The following is a 15700-nucleotide window of genomic DNA, read 5'->3' as shown; positions in this document are numbered from 1 at the left end:
CTACAATATTTCTTTTTTACATATTTGAGCTGTATGGCTAAAGATTTTTCTACTGAGAGTTATATTGTAGATGAGCAGCTTGCAGATACTTTAAGTTGGTTATCTCAGCATCAAGATTGTTTTGATGCCTTACATTTTGATGTTTTGACCCAAGAACTGAAAGTACATCATGCCAATGGTATAGATATTATTCGTTCAGGGATGTATTTAACCGCAAAGTACGGCATTCTTGTTACATCATTATAGCGTTAGGATAAAATGGCCAGGCAATTGATCTGCATGCATCAATTTTGATCCATCATTTTATTTCAAAATTTTCTTTAAACCTCATCTCTAAACTAGAGAAAAGACCGTTACACTAGTGACTTTAATTAACTTTGAATATCCAATTTCTGAATCGTAATGAATGTGAATTTAGCAGAGCATCAGCGTAGTATTTTAGCTGCAATGGGAATAGACCTTTGGATTCCTCAGGTCGATGTTCAAACACGTCATTATCAAAATACTTTATACCGTGATGTTGCTCAAAATGAAGCTGAAATTGCAACAACAGTTGAATTTAAAGACTTTAATCATTCCACAACAGCATTCACTAAAAACACAGAAAATGTCATAGTACGCCGTGAAAGCGCAGTTCAATCAGAAGTTTCACTGCTTAAAGTGAATGCTGAAACGCAACAGACAGAAGAGATCACTTCTGCAGAACAAATTCAAAAACAAACGGCGATCAGCGTTGAACCCGCCCTACAAATCGCGTCATTTGAAATTCAAGCTTATCAAATAGAACATTGCGTAATCTTTGTGGATGCTACTCAGCTGAATGATGATCAAAAAACTTTATGGGGAAATATCCAACGTGCGGCTTTTGGTCAGTATTTTGAGCTTAAGTGGCCTTTTCCAATGCTTCAATTTCAAGATGGTCGAGGTGCATCGATGTATATTCAAGGCTTCATCGATGGACTACGTCAAGAGCGTAAAATCATTAGTTTAGGGCAATTAACGCATTTAAATCAGAGTGATGTAATTCAATTGGCAAGTTTGCAAGAAATGATTGAACAACCTATTTTAAAGCGTCGCTTATGGCAGTTTATGCAGAAATAAATACCATTTGGATAAAAAACTTATTATTTTAGACATAGTCATTAACGAGATGTTCAGGGATATGAGTAAAAAAGTCATTGTTTTTAGTCAGATTGATTCAGACGTTCAGGCACGCTTAGAACAGCAATATCAAGTTGTGGTAATTAACCCGAAACAGGGTGATGTGAATGAACAAATTCTCAAGGAAGTGGTCGAAGCCGATGCCATGATTGGAGCAGGGCGACTATTAAATGAATCGAACTTGGCGACTGCTCAAAAGCTAAAAATTATTTCATCTGTGAGCGTGGGTTATGACAATTATGATGTTCAGTATTTAAATCAGAAAAGAATATGGTTGGCGAATACACCACATGTACTCACAGAAACCACAGCAGATTTAGCATTTACGCTACTTGTCAGTGCAGCACGTAAAGTACCTTCGCTTGATCAATGGACAAAGCAAGGTGAGTGGAAGCGTACAGTGGGTACCGCACAATTCGGTCAAGATATATTCGGCAAAACTTTAGGTATTATTGGTCTTGGTCATATAGGTGCTGCAATTGCACGACGTGGTTTTCATGGTTTTAATATGAATATCCTTTACCATAATCGCCGTGAAAAAATAGAAGTGGCTCAACAATTCAATGCGCAATATCGAAGCTTAGAGGATTTATTACAGCAATCAGATTTCGTAGTTGTTGCTGTGGATTTAAATTCAGAATCTAAGGCGTTGATTGGTGAGCATGAATTATCACTGATGCAAAAACATGCAGTTTTTGTCAATATTGCACGTGGTTCGGTGGTGGATGAGCAGGCTTTGATCGATGCTTTAAGTAATCAACAGATTTTTGCAGCAGGTTTAGATGTATATCAAAAAGAACCTTTGCAAGACTCGCCATTATTCAAATTGGATAATGTCGTGACGTTACCTCATATTGGTTCAGCAACAGCAGAAACACGTAAGAAAATGGCTGAATTGGCATATCAAAATTTAATCGATGCTTTGGAAGATCGCACACCGCGTTATTTGGTTAACCCACAATTTTAAAAATGTGGGAGAGGAGGTGCTTTACAATATTGTAAAAACCTCCTTGATATTATTGGTTAAAACAAAACTACACTTCATTGCAAATCTATCCTAAATTCGATGTTATATTCAAATAGTTAGAGTAAAAGAGCAATTCCTTTGAACAAAACCTTATTAAGTCTTTGTCTATGTTTGAGTACAAGTTTGAGCTCTGCAAATGATTTTTATCAAAATAAGGTAGGAGCTCAATTTGATGTGCCTGAAATTGGTGGTGGCGTAGGTTTTATTGATCAACAAAAAGAAAAAGTGATTGGTGAAAAAGTCTATCGTCAAGTTCAGCAACAAATGCCTGTGATTCAAGATCCATGGCTCGAAGATCAGTTTATGCAGGTTTTCTCGCGTATTTTAAGCCAAACTCAACTTGGACAGCCTGTTGGATTGGTGGTGATCAAAGATCCACAGATCAATGCTTTTGCAGTCCCTGGAGGATTATTTGCCTTAAATACTGGGATGGTCACAGCTTCTGGGAGTATGGATGAAGTTGCAAGTGTAATGGGGCATGAGATTGCGCATGTAACACAACGTCATTACAGCCGTTCTCAGGAAGCATTTAAAGGGCAGGGCTTACTTGCATTGGCAGGCATTCTGGTGGGTGCGGCGATTGCATCACAAGCCGATGGTGATATTGGTGGTGCTGTGATGATGGGAACGCAAGCTGCCATCATGGATAAGCAACTGAGTTATAGCCGTGACCAAGAGCGTGAAGCAGATCGCATCGGTATGCAGTTTATGTACGGTGCAGGTTTTAATCCTGAAAGCATGGCTGATTTTTTTGAAACCATGAATCGAGCAACGAGTCGCTTAAGCTATTTACCAGACTTTTGGTTTACTCATCCACTGACAACTGAGCGTATGAGTGAAGCAAGACTCAGAGCAAACCAATTTCCGCGGATTCCTTATCGTAATCTGCAATATGATTTTGATATTATTAAATGGTACACAGCTGTGGTGTCTAATCAGGCAACAGAGCGCCAGCTACAAGCGATTGCGAGAAATAAAAATATAGCAGGATTGATTGCTTTGAGTGAGTTTTATCTCATGCAGGGTGATTATGAAAATGCACAAACTCAAATTGATTTGGCTAAAAAAATCAACACGGATCATGCATTAATTACACTCATTCAAACCGATATTGATTTGGGTAAAAATAAAATTGATGATGCATATCAAACGATTATCAGTAAACAGCGAATAACACCAGAAAATAGAGCTTTAAGTTATAAATTAGCAGAAGTTTATATACGACAACAGAAGTCTAAAGAAGCTGAACAGTTGGTGAATCGTTTTGTGAATAAAAATAGTAAAGACATTATGGGGTGGCAGTTACTCCAACAAGCTGCAAATTTAGATAAAAATAATCCAATGCGTACTGTCAATGTTTTGCGTAATCGTGCAGAGGTACAATATTGGTCTGGGGATGAAGAGAATGCCATTAAGTCTTTACTTCATGCGCAACGTTTGGCGAAAGAAAACAATGCCATGAGCGCTCGAATTGACGTACGCTTAAAAGTTATGCAAGACGAACGTAAGTTGAAAATCTAAAATACGATCATCTAAACCATTAAAGAAAATTTACTTTCTATTCTGTTATAAACAGGTTAATCTAAGTTTTTTAAAATTCAATAAAACTGTTTGATTCATATGAAGAAAATAATATTTACTTTGATTCTTGCTATGTCTGCTCAGCTTGCTATTGCTACAGGTGTACCAGATCAATATGTGCGTGCCGTTGAAAAAATATCGAATCAATACAGTGCGGATATGAAGTTTTTTCTACGAAGTTTAGATCCGAAAATCACGCAATTTTCACCCCAGCAACAGCAACAGTTTTGTGGCATTGTTAAGAAATATGTTGATGATATGTATCAGGTGTCTGATCAAAATCGTCAATATTTACCGCTTTCAGTGCAATCCATGACCAAGCAAAATGTAATTGATAAAGTGATGCTATCACCTGAAATGCAATTGCTAAAAAAATATAATATTCAGTGTGATTTGCTTTAAGTTAATAGAAGTAAAATATTGATAATTTGAAAATATTTAAAATTGCAGAGGTTTATTAGCAATAATATTGATGTTGTTGAATTTGGAATATCAGTCAAATAGAAATAAAAATTTATAATAAATGATTGAGAAAAAAATATTGAATAGAGGATTTGATGAATCTGGACTATTTAACGTATCTATTTGAAACTTAATTATTTCATTGCAAAATAATTTTATTCAAATCGTTAAATAGACCAAATCAAACAGAATTTATTTAAATATAAATATTTAAATCAAGATTTGCGATGTGGGGATTAGCCAAGTTTTGCTTTAATTTTTGCAGAAACTTGTGCAGGATCGGCACGTCCGGCTATGATCGGACGTAGAGAATTCATCACCTTACCCATATCTTTCATGCTAGTAGCACCTTGCGCTTCAATAGTCTGCGCAATGAGAGAATCAAGCTCGTCCTCTGACATAGCTTCAGGTAGAAACTGAGATAAAACCTCAATTTCGGCTTGTTCTTTACTAGCTAAATCTTCGCGATTAGCACCTAAAAAGGCTTTAACCGACTCTTTGCGTTGTTTGATTTGCTTTTCAATGACCGCAAGAACCTGAGTATCATCAAGCTCAATGCGCTCATCGACTTCAATTTGCTTGATTGCTGCCTGTAGACTACGTATTACCGTTAACTTATCCATTTCTTTCGCACGCATAGCGGCTTTCAAAACATCAGTTATTTGGTTTTTTAAAGTAGTCATTTATCTTGTCCAGGTTAGTCAATCAATCACAAATAAATCTTAGTAAAGGCGAGTAGTACGTACTGATTCACGCGCCAATTTCTTTTGGTAGCGTTTAACAGCAGCAGCTTTTTTACGTTTACGTTCTTGAGTAGGTTTTTCGTAGAATTCGCGTTTACGAACGTCAGCTAAAACACCCGCTTTTTCGCATGAACGTTTGAAACGACGGATAGCTACGTCTACTGGTTCGCCTTCTTTCAATTTAACTTGTGGCATGAAGAATCCTCATTAAGTTATGGATAAGATCAGGGTCGAATTACCCTTGATCACAAGTGAAGGTCAGTATTTTACTCATTTACATCTCATATCACAAGTCTATAATAGCTCTGGCAATATTTTGAAACGGGTAAAAGGCAATTTAATGATCGTTCTGGGCTTAGAAACTTCATGTGATGAAACAGGATTGGCGCTCTATGACAGTGAAGTCGGCTTAAGAGGACAAGTGCTATATAGTCAAATTAAATTGCATGCAGAATATGGCGGTGTCGTACCTGAGTTGGCATCTCGTGACCATGTGCGTAAACTTATTCCTATAATTAATCAATTGCTTGAACAAAGTGGTGTGAAAAAATCTGAGATTGATGCAGTTGCTTATACGCGTGGACCAGGTCTTATGGGCGCGTTGATGACAGGTGCTTTGTTCGGTCGAACTTTGGCTTTTGCTTTAAATAAACCTGCGATTGGTGTGCATCATATGGAAGGTCATATGCTTGCACCACTTTTATCTGCAACACCGCCTAAATTTCCGTTTGTCGCTTTATTGGTTTCTGGCGGACATACACAGTTGATGGCTGCGCACAGTATCGGTGAGTACGAAATCCTCGGTGAGTCAATTGACGATGCTGCTGGTGAAGCTTTTGATAAAGTTGCAAAAATGTTGAAACTTCCTTATCCAGGTGGCCCAAATATTTCTCGCTTGGCAGAACAAGGTGATAAAAATGCCTTTGAATTTCCACGTCCAATGTTGCATCAAGGCTTACAATTTTCATTTAGTGGCTTAAAAACAGCCGTTTCAGTTCAATTGAAAAAATTAGATAGTGAAAATCGTGACGCTGATATCGCAGCATCTTTCCAAGAAGCCTTAGTAGATACTTTAGTTAAAAAATCTGTAAAAGCATTGAAACAAACAGGTTTGAAAACTTTGGTGATTGCAGGTGGTGTGAGTGCGAATAAGCGCTTACGTGAGCGATTGGAATCTGATTTAGCTAAGATTAAAGCGACTGTTTATTATGCAGAACCTGCATTGTGTACTGACAATGGTGCCATGATTGCTTTCGCTGGTTTTCAGCGTTTGAAAGCTGGGCAACATGATGGTTTGTCTGTAACAACTACACCTCGTTGGCCAATGACAGAATTGACTAAGCCTGAATAAAATTCGAGTTTAATAAATGAAAGAGGCGAAAGCCTCTTTTTTATTTGAATTTTTACAAATCAGAATTTACTTTAGAAATATTTTTTAGGACTTGATTCATGTGTATTTAAGTGAAAGTTAAAATTTTTATTTATAATATCTCATTGCTAAATCTCTAACATTTTTATTTTCATCATTTAAATAATATTTAGCTAATTCAGTTAGATGGTGTAATACTTGCATACGTACTTTCCAATCTGGATCATCTTTTAGCTTTAATGCACACGATTTGTTTTTACTTGCACATAAGCCTCTAATTTCTGAAAGTGGATCATTCATATATAGTTCGGCTAGATGGTTATAATGTTGATATATTGCTGATTTCCTGACTTTATCACTTGGATCATCGACATACTGCTGGGCACAGCTTATCCATGCTTTAGCGCACCATTCTCTTACCATTACTGAAGGATCATTCATGAGTTTTAAGCCAATTGATTCATCTTTGGTGGAACATACTGCGCGGACAAATTCATGAGGATCATTTATTAATTGTTCAACGATTTTATCGGATGCCCACAAACAACTTACTCGAACAGTTGGTTCAGGATCATTCATTAGCTCATGAGCAATCAATTTACTGTTTTCGGCAGCTTTTTTACGAACCTCTGCGAATTGACTATGAGCCATTGCTACAAGGCTACTTTGCCAATTCATACAGCCCTCATTAAAAAGTTGCCATATATCTTCATCATTTTTTAATAATTCTATAAATTTTTCATGCGTATTGGTGATACTTACAAACTTTTTGGATATTTCTTCATCTTCCAAAATTCCTCCAAATAAAGGGTCTAAGTAATCGAAGCATACATTCTCAACTAAACCTTCACTTGCAATTACATCGATATAATGACGAACATCTTCAAGTTTCATTTTTAAAAATTGTACATGATAATTTATACGATAAATTAGCAGTTTTTTTAAGGCGTTACTATTAATACGTTAAAACAAATAACTTTTTAAATGATTGCTGTAATTATTGAGGGGATCAACTATATTGAATTAAAGATGAAAAATGTCAAAAGAAAGAATAGGAGTATTTATGATACACAATACAAATAAAGAATCTTTATATAAAAAATTTAAACAAGGCGTTCGTCTACCTTACGATATTTTAAACATTCATAATATCCCAGATGGTGCAAAAGCAGGAAATTTTATAGAAATTCGTTGTGGCGGTTTTGGCTCTGAAATATCACCCCATCCAACTGAAAAAAATCAATTTTATGCACTCACAGATCGTGGTCCAAATACCACTTATGATGTAAATGGAGATAAAGGAAAAATATTTTTAGATCCAAGTTATACGCCTAAAATTGGGCTATTCCAGCTACATGAAAATGGCACGATTGAAAAAATCAAAGAAATCCTACTTAAAGATCCAGCAGGCCGAAATATTACAGGATTACCTAATCAGCATTTTGGCGCGACCAAAGAAATCGCATACGATCAGCATGGGCAAGTCTTAGAATATGGCACAGATGAATATGGTTTGGACTCAGAAGGATTGGTGGCATTAAAAGATGGCACGTTCTGGGTGAGTGATGAATATGGTCCACATATTGTGCATTTTGATGCAAATGGCATCGAAATAGATCGCATCAATGCTTATGAACAAGATACACGACGAAAATCAGACTATTTATTACCCTTAGAATTTGCCAATCGTCGTCAAAATAGAGGTATGGAAGGCTTAACGATCACACCAGATCAGAAAACTCTAGTGGGGATTATGCAATCCACGATGAGTAATCCTGATTCATCATTTTCGAAATCAGACCTTGTGCGTATTGTGATGATTAACCTTGAAAATAAACAAGTTTCGCAATATTTATACAAACAAGAGGGAATTGCTTATTCAAATACGGCAATCACAGCATTAAGTTCAAACGAGTTTCTAGTTGCAGAACGTGATGACGATTTTTATAAAGATAATCCGCAAGCGTTTAAACGTGTTTATAAAATAGATATTCGCAATGCAACCGATTTAGAAAGTATCCAAAATAATGAAGCTTTTCAGCAAGATGAAAATCTGGGTTTATTGATTGATGGGCAAACGATAGAGCAGTATGTTTTAAGTTCGGGTTGGGAGGGTTTAGCTCAACACGGTATTCATCCAGTTGCAAAAAAAATAGTGGTGGATTTGGCAGAGCGTTTGCAGTATCCACATGATAAAGTTGAAGGTCTATGGGTGATTGATACGCAACATTTGGCGGTTTTGAATGATGATGACTATGGCTTTTCTGAAACCGATGGTGTTTTAGAACAAAAATATTTAGATCAAGAAAAGAACATTATCGATAGCAATACACTTTATATTATTGATCAATTGGATTTGTCAGTTGATTCATAGTTGATGTAAATAAAAGAATTGATAAAAGCAAAAACCGCCAAATTCATTGACGGTTTTTTGCTTAAATTCCAGACTTTATATTCGAATCTTAAAATTAATATTCCCAAAACATACGTTGAATTTCTTTTGCATCTTTGGTTTTGGTCAGGGCTAAAGCTGCTAAAAGTTTGGCTTTTTGCGGATTTAAATCATGAGCGACTACCCAACCATATTTATCATCAGGCTGTTCTGCATTGCGTAAGACAAACCCTTGTGGAACACGTGCAGAGCGAATGATTTGCACGCCTTGTTGCTGTAATTGATTTAAGGTCGGAACGATATAATTCGGCACAGAACCATTGCCAGTGCCCGCATTGATAATCGCTTTTGCTCCTGCTTTGGCATACGCCAAATAGGCATCAGGCAGCATATTACCTGAACCATAGACGATTTGAACTAAAGGTAGGGCATCACCTTGAATATTTTCAATATTAAATTCTGAGCTGTTATTAAAACGTTTTGCGACATTTCTAAACCAATAGGGCTTTCCTTCAACGAGTGTTCCTAAAGCACCCCATTGGCTTGCAAAAGCATTGGTATGAATGTTAATAGTTTTGGTCACATCTCGTGCTGCAAAAATACTGTCATTCATCAGCACAAAAACGCCTTTGCCTTTTGCACTATCAGCTGCTGCAAGTGCAACAGCACTATATAGATTTAAAGGCCCATCGGCAGAAAGTGCGGAAGGTGGGCGCATCGAACCCACGACGACAATCGGTTTGTCGGTATGAACAGTTAAACTTAGAAAGAATGCCGTTTCTTCTAAAGTGTCTGTTCCATGAGTAATCACCACACCGTTAACATCAGGTTTTTTAACCAGTTCATTGACTTTACGCGCTATGGTAAGCAATTCTTTATCAGTAATGCTTTCAGATGCAACTTGAAGCGCTTGTACACCTGTAACATTGGCAAGGTTTTGGATTTGAGGCACAGCATTTAACAAATCGTCGACAGGGACTTTTGCTGCGGTATAAGTTGCACTATTAGTTGAGCTTGCGCCTGCACCTGCAATTGTGCCACCAGTCGCAACAACCACGACATTATTTTTGGCATAACTGGAAAATGGCAGAAGCATACCAATCGAAAGCGCAAGGGCGGTAACCGTTTTTTTCATAAAAGTTCCTTTTCTATCCATTGATCTATTATTTAAGTTTCAAGCATTTTCTATGCCGATTTTTAACTTAATATAAAAAATGGTCTTTTGCCCATATCTATTTAAAAATGTTATTTTTTGAATAATCATTCAAATTTATAATTGAAAAGTGTTGTTAGAGTAAATCGAAAATACAATATAGAAAACGTAAAAAAGGCACTCAGTGGAGTGCCTATTATTTAATTGTTGGAGAGTTAACGCATTTTAGCCAAGAAACGACTTAAGCGAGTAAGCGCTTCACGTAATTCATTTTCAGCAGGTAAGAACACCACACGGAAATGATCAGGCGTTGGCCAGTTAAAACCTGTACCTTGAACCAAAAGCACTTTTTCTGCTTTTAAGAAATCTAACATGAATTTTTCATCATCTTCGATCGGATAAATCTCAGGATCTAGGCGAGGGAAACAGTACATTGCACCCTCAGGCTTTACACAGCTCACGCCTGGAATATCATTCAACATTTCCCATGCAATATTGCGTTGTTCGTATAAACGACCACCTGGACGAATCAAATCATTGATCGACTGATAACCACCAAGTGCTGTTTGGATCGCATACTGTGCTTGATGATTCGCACACAAGCGCATAGAAGCGAGCATGTCTAAACCTTCAATATAGTCGGCAGCACGAGATTTATCACCTGTGATCGCCATCCAACCTGAACGATAGCCAGCAATACGATACGCTTTAGATAAGCCATTAAATGAAATACATAATTGATTACCTGCAAGCGCAGCAACAGATACATGTTCAATACCGTCATAAACGATTTTGTCATAAATTTCATCTGCAAATAAAATCAAATCGTATTTCTTAGCCAGTGCAACAATTTGTTCTAAAACATGACGTGGATAAACTGAACCTGTTGGGTTATTTGGATTAATAATCACGATCCCGCGCGTATTCGGGGTGATTTTGCTTTCCATATCTGCAATATCAGGGTACCAGTAATTTTGGTCATCACATTTATAGTGAATCGCAGTACCGCCTGAAAGATTCACTGCAGCAGTCCACAGTGGATAGTCAGGCATTGGAATCAGCATTTCATCGCCATCATCCAATAGACCTTGCATCGCCATTACGATCAGTTCTGATACGCCATTCCCGACATACACATCATTGACATGCATATTGAGAATGCCTTTCTGTTGATAATACTGACAGATTGCTTTACGTGCAGGAAAAATCCCTTTTGAGTCAGTATAACCAATTGCATTTGGTAGATTTAAAGCCACATCATTGATAATTTCTTGTGGCGCTTCAAAGCCAAATGGGGCAGGGTTGCCAATATTGAGCTTGATAATTTTATGACCCGCTTCTTCCATCTCATTGGCCGCTCGTAACACAGGTCCACGGATGTCGTAGCATACATGCTCGAGCTTAGACGATTTTTTTATTTCGCGTGGGGTTTGGATACTGTTCGGCATTTTGAGGTTCTCGGAAAGAGTGGAGTTCACTTTTGCATAACGATATAAATAACTTTTAAATGTTTCAGTTGTTACGAGATCAAGATTATGTTCGTCTCTAAGTAAGGCAACAATTTTTTCATGGGTAAATCCATCCTGTTGATATTGTCGAATCACAGGCAGCAGATTTTTAAAAATAACGCTCTTTTTTTGCGACATTTTCTAATCCTGAGCAAGAACAGCGCTTAGATTAACACTAAAATTGCTCACAAAAAAGCACCAATTGAATTAATTTGCTTACTTTAATTCTTGTATTGCTTTCTTTTTGCTACTGGTTCTGATGTAAGTCTTTTGTAAATTGTGAACTTAGGACTAGAAATTTTAAGATGAATAACGTAAATATACGATTAACCTATTTTAAGTAGCATGATAGTAAAGGAAATAATCATGGGAAAACTCAATAAAACAGACAGAGAATGGCAAAGAGAGTTATCACCAGAGGAATTTAAAATTACTCGTCAAAAAGGGACTGAGCCTGCATTTACTGGAAAATATTGGAATACCAAGCAGAATGGGACTTATGTATGTCGGTGCTGTGGAGAGCCACTATTCACTTCAGAGTCAAAATTTGATAGTGGTTGTGGTTGGCCAAGCTTCTTTAAAGCCATCAACAATTCTGCTATAGAAGAACATGATGATCACTCACATGGTATGGAACGTGTTGAGATCGTATGTCATCACTGTGATGCGCATTTGGGGCATGTCTTTGAAGATGGACCTCAACCAACGGGTTTACGCTATTGCGTGAATTCAGCTTCATTAGAATTAAAAACACAAGAAAAAGGCGACGAGGAAACTTATCCATGACAAATGTTTATCAGTTTGACGCTGAACTGTTAGAGGGCGAGAATAAATCTTTTTCAGATTATGAAGGGAAAGTTTTATTGATCGTAAATACTGCGAGTAAATGTGGATTTACTCCACAATTTGCAGGCTTAGAAAAACTTTATGAAAAATATAAAGATCAGGGTTTTGAAGTCTTGGGTTTTCCATGTAATCAGTTTGGAGGGCAAGACCCTGGTTCAAACGAGCAAATCGGTGAATATTGCCAACGTAACTATGGGGTGAGTTTCCCGATGTTCGCCAAGGTTGATGTAAAAGGCCCAAGCGCGCATGTGATCTTCCGTTATTTAACCAATAACAGTAAGGGAATTTTGGGCAATGGTATAAAATGGAATTTCACTAAATTTTTAATCAATAAAAAAGGTGAAGTACTTAACCGCTATGCGCCAACGACTAAACCTGAAGATTTAGAAAAAGACATTGAAAGTGCTTTGGCTGGTTAATGAAAGCGAAGCTATTTGAAATAATTTACTTTTTTAAATTGAACTTGTGATCATCCCGATGCACTTATAGATTTGAACTATTTTATAGATTGTAATGAATTTACAATTAAAAAAGCCCAATAAATAGATTGGGCTTTTTTGTCATCACTTCAAATTAGGATAAGAATGATGGATTTTGTATGAATTACAGACCTGCAGAAGCTTTTAATGCTTCAACTTTGTCTGTTTTTTCCCAAGTAAAGGCTGTATCAGAACCTTCACGACCAAAGTGGCCATAAGCAGCTGTTTGCTTATACATTGGTTGGATTAAGTTCAACATACGAGTAATACCGTATGGACGTAAGTCAAAATGTTCACGAACCAATTGAACGATTAACTCATCAGATACTTTACCTGTATTGAAAGTATTGATTGAAATAGATGTTGGTTCAGCAACACCAATGGCATAAGACACTTGGATTTCACATTTATCTGCAAGACCAGCTGCAACAATATTTTTTGCAACATAACGACCTGCATAAGCCGCAGAACGGTCAACTTTTGATGGATCTTTACCAGAGAAAGCACCACCACCGTGACGTGCCATACCGCCGTATGTATCTACGATGATCTTACGACCTGTTAAACCACAGTCACCTACAGGACCACCGATCACAAATAAACCTGTTGGGTTAATGTGGAATTTGGTTTCTGCATGGAACATTTCAGCTGGAATGATTTTCTTCACGATTTCTTCAATCACAGCTTCTTTTAAATTCGCTTGTGAAATTTCAGGATCGTGCTGAGTTGAAAGTACAACAGCATCTAAACGAACTGGTTTGCCATTTTCATAAGCGAAAGTGACTTGGCTTTTCGCATCTGGACGTAACCACGGAAGTGTGCCATTACGACGCAATTCAGCTTGCTTTTCCATCAAACGATGTGCATATGAAATAGGCGCAGGCATTAAAACATCAGTTTCACGGCTTGCATAACCAAACATTAAACCTTGGTCACCCGCACCTTGATCTTCAGGTTTTTGGCGGTCTACACCTTGTGCAATTTCTGGTGATTGTTTACCAATCATGTTGATCACAGCACACGTAGAACCATCAAAGCCTAAGTCTGTGTGATGATAGCCAATACCATTCACTGTATGACGTACGATTGCTTCAAAATCTACGTTTGCAGTTGTTGTGATTTCACCCGCAAGTACGACAGCACCAGTTTTTACTAATGTTTCGCATGCAACCCTTGCATATGGGTCTTCTTTTAAGATTGCATCCAAGATAGCGTCACTGATTTGGTCAGCCATTTTGTCAGGATGACCTTCGCTCACAGATTCCGAAGTAAAAACAGCATACTCGCGCATGAAAGTCCTATCGCAGTAATTTATAAAGACGCGTTATGTTACATCGACTTCAGTCTAAGCACTAGCACATCTTAGCCAAAATGCATGAAATTATTTCAATTAGATGGTTTTAAAACGAATAAACATATCAATTTTTCTTATTAAGAGCTCTTTAATTCTTTAAATAGAGATGCGATTTCGATTTTGAAATGAGTTTATATTTATCATGGATAAAAAGTCCTAAAAAATTATCCTAGAATTAAGTGATATATTTTTTTAGTGCTGGGTTTTAGAAATGAATTTAATTTTTAAAATAGGTGCTGTTTTATTTTTAAAATGAGTAATTTGACTCATTTTTATTACTTTGTGTGAAACCTTGTTATTTTTATGCTATTTAAAAAACTATAAATTTTAGATATTTAATTCGTGAAAGATTGCAGATGTATTATACTGAATAAATAACAAGCATCCTGATTTAGGCGATTTTTTTTGTATGCAATCTTTGGTTCATTTTTTGTCTAGTCGTATGGGAAATGATTTTAAGATTCTGAATTGGAATCCTATTCAGAAATGTATTTTGGTTTTTATACTTTTTATTCAAATTAAAGTTCTTTGGATTATTTGGAAAGCATATATTTTTCTGACACCTGAAGTGCAGATTTTTGTTCATTTATCAGAAGTTAGATTACAGCTATATATCGAATTTTTTGAGATATTTGTTGCAGTACTTTTTATTGTTGGATTATTACTAATCTCCAAATCAAGGAAAGGTGAGGTTATTTTACCTTATCTTTCTGTCAATGTTTTTGGACTCACACTGATTTTTGACGCTTATATGGCGGGTGTATTTAGTCCGAATACTATGACTAATGCTGTCTGTTATTTGTTTGTAGGATTTATTCTATTTAACGTACGGGTGATGCTCTCTGTTATTACAAGTTTAGCAATAACCATTGGTGTGATCAGTGATCAAACCATAAAAGGGAATTTAGTAAATGCGCCATTATTTAATTTTGAAACCATTGGAACGCCAGAATATTTAAATGGCTTTTGGATGGGTTCAATTGCGTATTTTACTTTCCCAATAATAATCATTTGTATTTTACTATTACTGTTGATCTTAAAACAATGGCGTGAACGAGAGAGTTATATTGCACATTTGGTACAATTTGATGCATTAACGGATGTTTATAATCGAAGAAAGCTCACTGAAATTTTACAACACTTAGATCGTGGGAAAAAGCATGCGATTTTGATGCTAGATTTGGATCATTTTAAGCAAGTAAATGATCGTTATGGGCATTTGATTGGTGATCAAGTTCTTATTTCTGCAGCAGAAGTACTGAAAGCGAATATTCGTAGCACTGATATTTTGGGACGCTATGGTGGTGAAGAGTTTCTGATTATATTGAATGATACAGATGAAAAGAAAGCTAGAACGATTGCAGAACGTTGTATCACTGCCTTAGCTGAAATTGAGCATCCTTTAACATATGATTCGACCTTTAATGTAACTGCGAGTATGGGAATTGCATTCCTTTATCAAGGTATCAATGTAAAAGATGCTTTAAATAGTGCTGATATCGCTTTGTATCAAGCAAAGGCGGAGGGTCGAAATCAAATTCGTTTCTCAAAAGATATTTTAGGTTGACTAAGAAATTAGATTTTTTGCTAAATTTTGCCTATTTTTTGTTCTCTTGTGTGTAAGC

At 36.6% G+C, this 15700-nt stretch carries 16 protein-coding genes; 10 read left to right on the top strand and 6 right to left on the bottom strand.

Features of this window, described 5'->3' with window-relative positions; translation table 11 throughout:
- Nucleotides 1–33 precede the first annotated feature (33 nt).
- The 5 genes from BEN71_RS12050 (at nucleotide 34) to BEN71_RS12030 (ending at nucleotide 4171) form a co-directional block, all read left to right on the top strand.
- On the top strand, nucleotides 34–246 hold the full coding sequence (locus tag BEN71_RS12050; protein WP_068976172.1) for a hypothetical protein: 213 nt from the start codon (nucleotides 34–36) through the stop codon (nucleotides 244–246).
- 156 nt (nucleotides 247–402) lie between these two features.
- Nucleotides 403–1101: a hypothetical protein gene (locus BEN71_RS12045; protein WP_068976171.1), complete on the top strand. Its 699-nt coding sequence runs from the start codon at nucleotides 403–405 to the stop codon at nucleotides 1099–1101.
- A gap of 61 nt (nucleotides 1102–1162) precedes the next feature.
- Complete coding sequence (locus BEN71_RS12040) at nucleotides 1163–2128, top strand: 2-hydroxyacid dehydrogenase (RefSeq protein ID WP_068976170.1); 966 nt, start codon at nucleotides 1163–1165, stop codon at nucleotides 2126–2128.
- Between the two features lie 138 nt (nucleotides 2129–2266).
- Nucleotides 2267–3709: a M48 family metalloprotease gene (locus BEN71_RS12035; protein WP_068976169.1), complete on the top strand. Its 1443-nt coding sequence runs from the start codon at nucleotides 2267–2269 to the stop codon at nucleotides 3707–3709.
- Between the two features lie 99 nt (nucleotides 3710–3808).
- Nucleotides 3809–4171 carry a hypothetical protein gene (locus tag BEN71_RS12030; protein WP_068976168.1) on the top strand — a complete coding sequence of 121 codons (363 nt, stop codon included), beginning with the start codon at nucleotides 3809–3811 and terminating at the stop codon, nucleotides 4169–4171.
- A gap of 296 nt (nucleotides 4172–4467) precedes the next feature.
- Here the strand turns inward: BEN71_RS12030 and BEN71_RS12025 are convergent, their stop codons facing one another.
- Together BEN71_RS12025 and rpsU are read right to left on the bottom strand one after the other, a co-directional pair.
- A complete protein-coding gene (locus BEN71_RS12025) occupies nucleotides 4468–4914 on the bottom strand; it encodes a GatB/YqeY domain-containing protein (protein ID WP_068976167.1) in 447 nt (148 codons plus the stop codon).
- Between the two features lie 39 nt (nucleotides 4915–4953).
- Entirely contained in the window at nucleotides 4954–5169 is a 216-nt protein-coding gene (gene rpsU, locus BEN71_RS12020; RefSeq protein ID WP_001136722.1) for a 30S ribosomal protein S21, read from the bottom strand.
- A 145-nt stretch (nucleotides 5170–5314) separates the two neighbouring features.
- Between rpsU and tsaD the strand changes: the two genes are divergently transcribed.
- Entirely contained in the window at nucleotides 5315–6325 is a 1011-nt protein-coding gene (gene tsaD, locus BEN71_RS12015) for a tRNA (adenosine(37)-N6)-threonylcarbamoyltransferase complex transferase subunit TsaD (protein WP_068976229.1), read from the top strand.
- Nucleotides 6326–6451: 126 nt separating this feature from the next.
- Here tsaD and BEN71_RS12010 read toward each other — a convergent pair whose 3' ends face one another.
- Nucleotides 6452–7237 carry a HEAT repeat domain-containing protein gene (locus BEN71_RS12010; RefSeq protein ID WP_068976166.1) on the bottom strand — a complete coding sequence of 262 codons (786 nt, stop codon included), beginning with the start codon at nucleotides 7235–7237 and terminating at the stop codon, nucleotides 6452–6454.
- Between the two features lie 169 nt (nucleotides 7238–7406).
- Between BEN71_RS12010 and BEN71_RS12005 the strand changes: the two genes are divergently transcribed.
- Nucleotides 7407–8717: an esterase-like activity of phytase family protein gene (locus BEN71_RS12005; RefSeq protein WP_227542599.1), complete on the top strand. Its 1311-nt coding sequence runs from the start codon at nucleotides 7407–7409 to the stop codon at nucleotides 8715–8717.
- A 94-nt stretch (nucleotides 8718–8811) separates the two neighbouring features.
- On the opposite strand, the gene BEN71_RS12000 is transcribed toward BEN71_RS12005, so the two are convergent.
- Nucleotides 8812–9870 carry a type II asparaginase gene (locus BEN71_RS12000; RefSeq protein ID WP_068976164.1) on the bottom strand — a complete coding sequence of 353 codons (1059 nt, stop codon included), beginning with the start codon at nucleotides 9868–9870 and terminating at the stop codon, nucleotides 8812–8814.
- Between the two features lie 233 nt (nucleotides 9871–10103).
- Nucleotides 10104–11534, bottom strand: a complete 1431-nt coding sequence (locus tag BEN71_RS11995; protein ID WP_068976163.1) for a pyridoxal phosphate-dependent aminotransferase — start codon at nucleotides 11532–11534, stop codon at nucleotides 10104–10106.
- Nucleotides 11535–11762: 228 nt separating this feature from the next.
- Between BEN71_RS11995 and msrB the strand changes: the two genes are divergently transcribed.
- A complete protein-coding gene (gene msrB, locus BEN71_RS11990) occupies nucleotides 11763–12182 on the top strand; it encodes a peptide-methionine (R)-S-oxide reductase MsrB (protein ID WP_068976162.1) in 420 nt (139 codons plus the stop codon).
- On the top strand, nucleotides 12179–12661 hold the full coding sequence (locus tag BEN71_RS11985; protein WP_068976161.1) for a glutathione peroxidase: 483 nt from the start codon (nucleotides 12179–12181) through the stop codon (nucleotides 12659–12661). Before msrB ends, BEN71_RS11985 begins: the two co-directional genes overlap by 4 nt.
- A gap of 184 nt (nucleotides 12662–12845) precedes the next feature.
- Here the strand turns inward: BEN71_RS11985 and metK are convergent, their stop codons facing one another.
- A complete protein-coding gene (gene metK / locus BEN71_RS11980) occupies nucleotides 12846–14012 on the bottom strand; it encodes a methionine adenosyltransferase (protein WP_068976160.1) in 1167 nt (388 codons plus the stop codon).
- 472 nt (nucleotides 14013–14484) lie between these two features.
- Between metK and BEN71_RS11975 the strand changes: the two genes are divergently transcribed.
- Complete coding sequence (locus tag BEN71_RS11975) at nucleotides 14485–15642, top strand: GGDEF domain-containing protein (RefSeq protein ID WP_068976159.1); 1158 nt, start codon at nucleotides 14485–14487, stop codon at nucleotides 15640–15642.
- Nucleotides 15643–15700: the final 58 nt, after the last annotated feature.

Source organism: Acinetobacter wuhouensis (assembly GCF_001696605.3).
GTDB classification, from domain to species: Bacteria; Pseudomonadota; Gammaproteobacteria; order Pseudomonadales; family Moraxellaceae; genus Acinetobacter; species Acinetobacter wuhouensis.
Note: the sequence above shows the minus strand (reverse complement) of the source record. Positions and strands in the feature narration are given on the sequence as shown.

Excerpts from the sequence above, each read along its gene's own strand:
- BEN71_RS12050 (WP_068976172.1), top strand. The coding sequence starts at position 34 with ATGGCTAAAGATTTTTCTACTGAGAGTTATATTGTAGATGAGCAGCTT.
- BEN71_RS12045 (WP_068976171.1), top strand. The coding sequence starts at position 403 with ATGAATGTGAATTTAGCAGAGCATCAGCGTAGTATTTTAGCTGCAATG.
- BEN71_RS12040 (WP_068976170.1), top strand. The coding sequence starts at position 1,163 with ATGAGTAAAAAAGTCATTGTTTTTAGTCAGATTGATTCAGACGTTCAG.
- BEN71_RS12030 (WP_068976168.1), top strand. The coding sequence starts at position 3,809 with ATGAAGAAAATAATATTTACTTTGATTCTTGCTATGTCTGCTCAGCTT.
- BEN71_RS12025 (WP_068976167.1), bottom strand. The coding sequence starts at position 4,914 with ATGACTACTTTAAAAAACCAAATAACTGATGTTTTGAAAGCCGCTATG.
- rpsU (WP_001136722.1), bottom strand. The coding sequence starts at position 5,169 with ATGCCACAAGTTAAATTGAAAGAAGGCGAACCAGTAGACGTAGCTATC.
- tsaD (WP_068976229.1), top strand. The coding sequence starts at position 5,315 with ATGATCGTTCTGGGCTTAGAAACTTCATGTGATGAAACAGGATTGGCG.
- BEN71_RS12010 (WP_068976166.1), bottom strand. The coding sequence starts at position 7,237 with ATGAAACTTGAAGATGTTCGTCATTATATCGATGTAATTGCAAGTGAA.
- BEN71_RS12005 (WP_227542599.1), top strand. The coding sequence starts at position 7,407 with ATGATACACAATACAAATAAAGAATCTTTATATAAAAAATTTAAACAA.
- BEN71_RS12000 (WP_068976164.1), bottom strand. The coding sequence starts at position 9,870 with ATGAAAAAAACGGTTACCGCCCTTGCGCTTTCGATTGGTATGCTTCTG.
- BEN71_RS11995 (WP_068976163.1), bottom strand. The coding sequence starts at position 11,534 with ATGTCGCAAAAAAAGAGCGTTATTTTTAAAAATCTGCTGCCTGTGATT.
- msrB (WP_068976162.1), top strand. The coding sequence starts at position 11,763 with ATGGGAAAACTCAATAAAACAGACAGAGAATGGCAAAGAGAGTTATCA.
- BEN71_RS11985 (WP_068976161.1), top strand. The coding sequence starts at position 12,179 with ATGACAAATGTTTATCAGTTTGACGCTGAACTGTTAGAGGGCGAGAAT.
- metK (WP_068976160.1), bottom strand. The coding sequence starts at position 14,012 with ATGCGCGAGTATGCTGTTTTTACTTCGGAATCTGTGAGCGAAGGTCAT.
- BEN71_RS11975 (WP_068976159.1), top strand. The coding sequence starts at position 14,485 with ATGCAATCTTTGGTTCATTTTTTGTCTAGTCGTATGGGAAATGATTTT.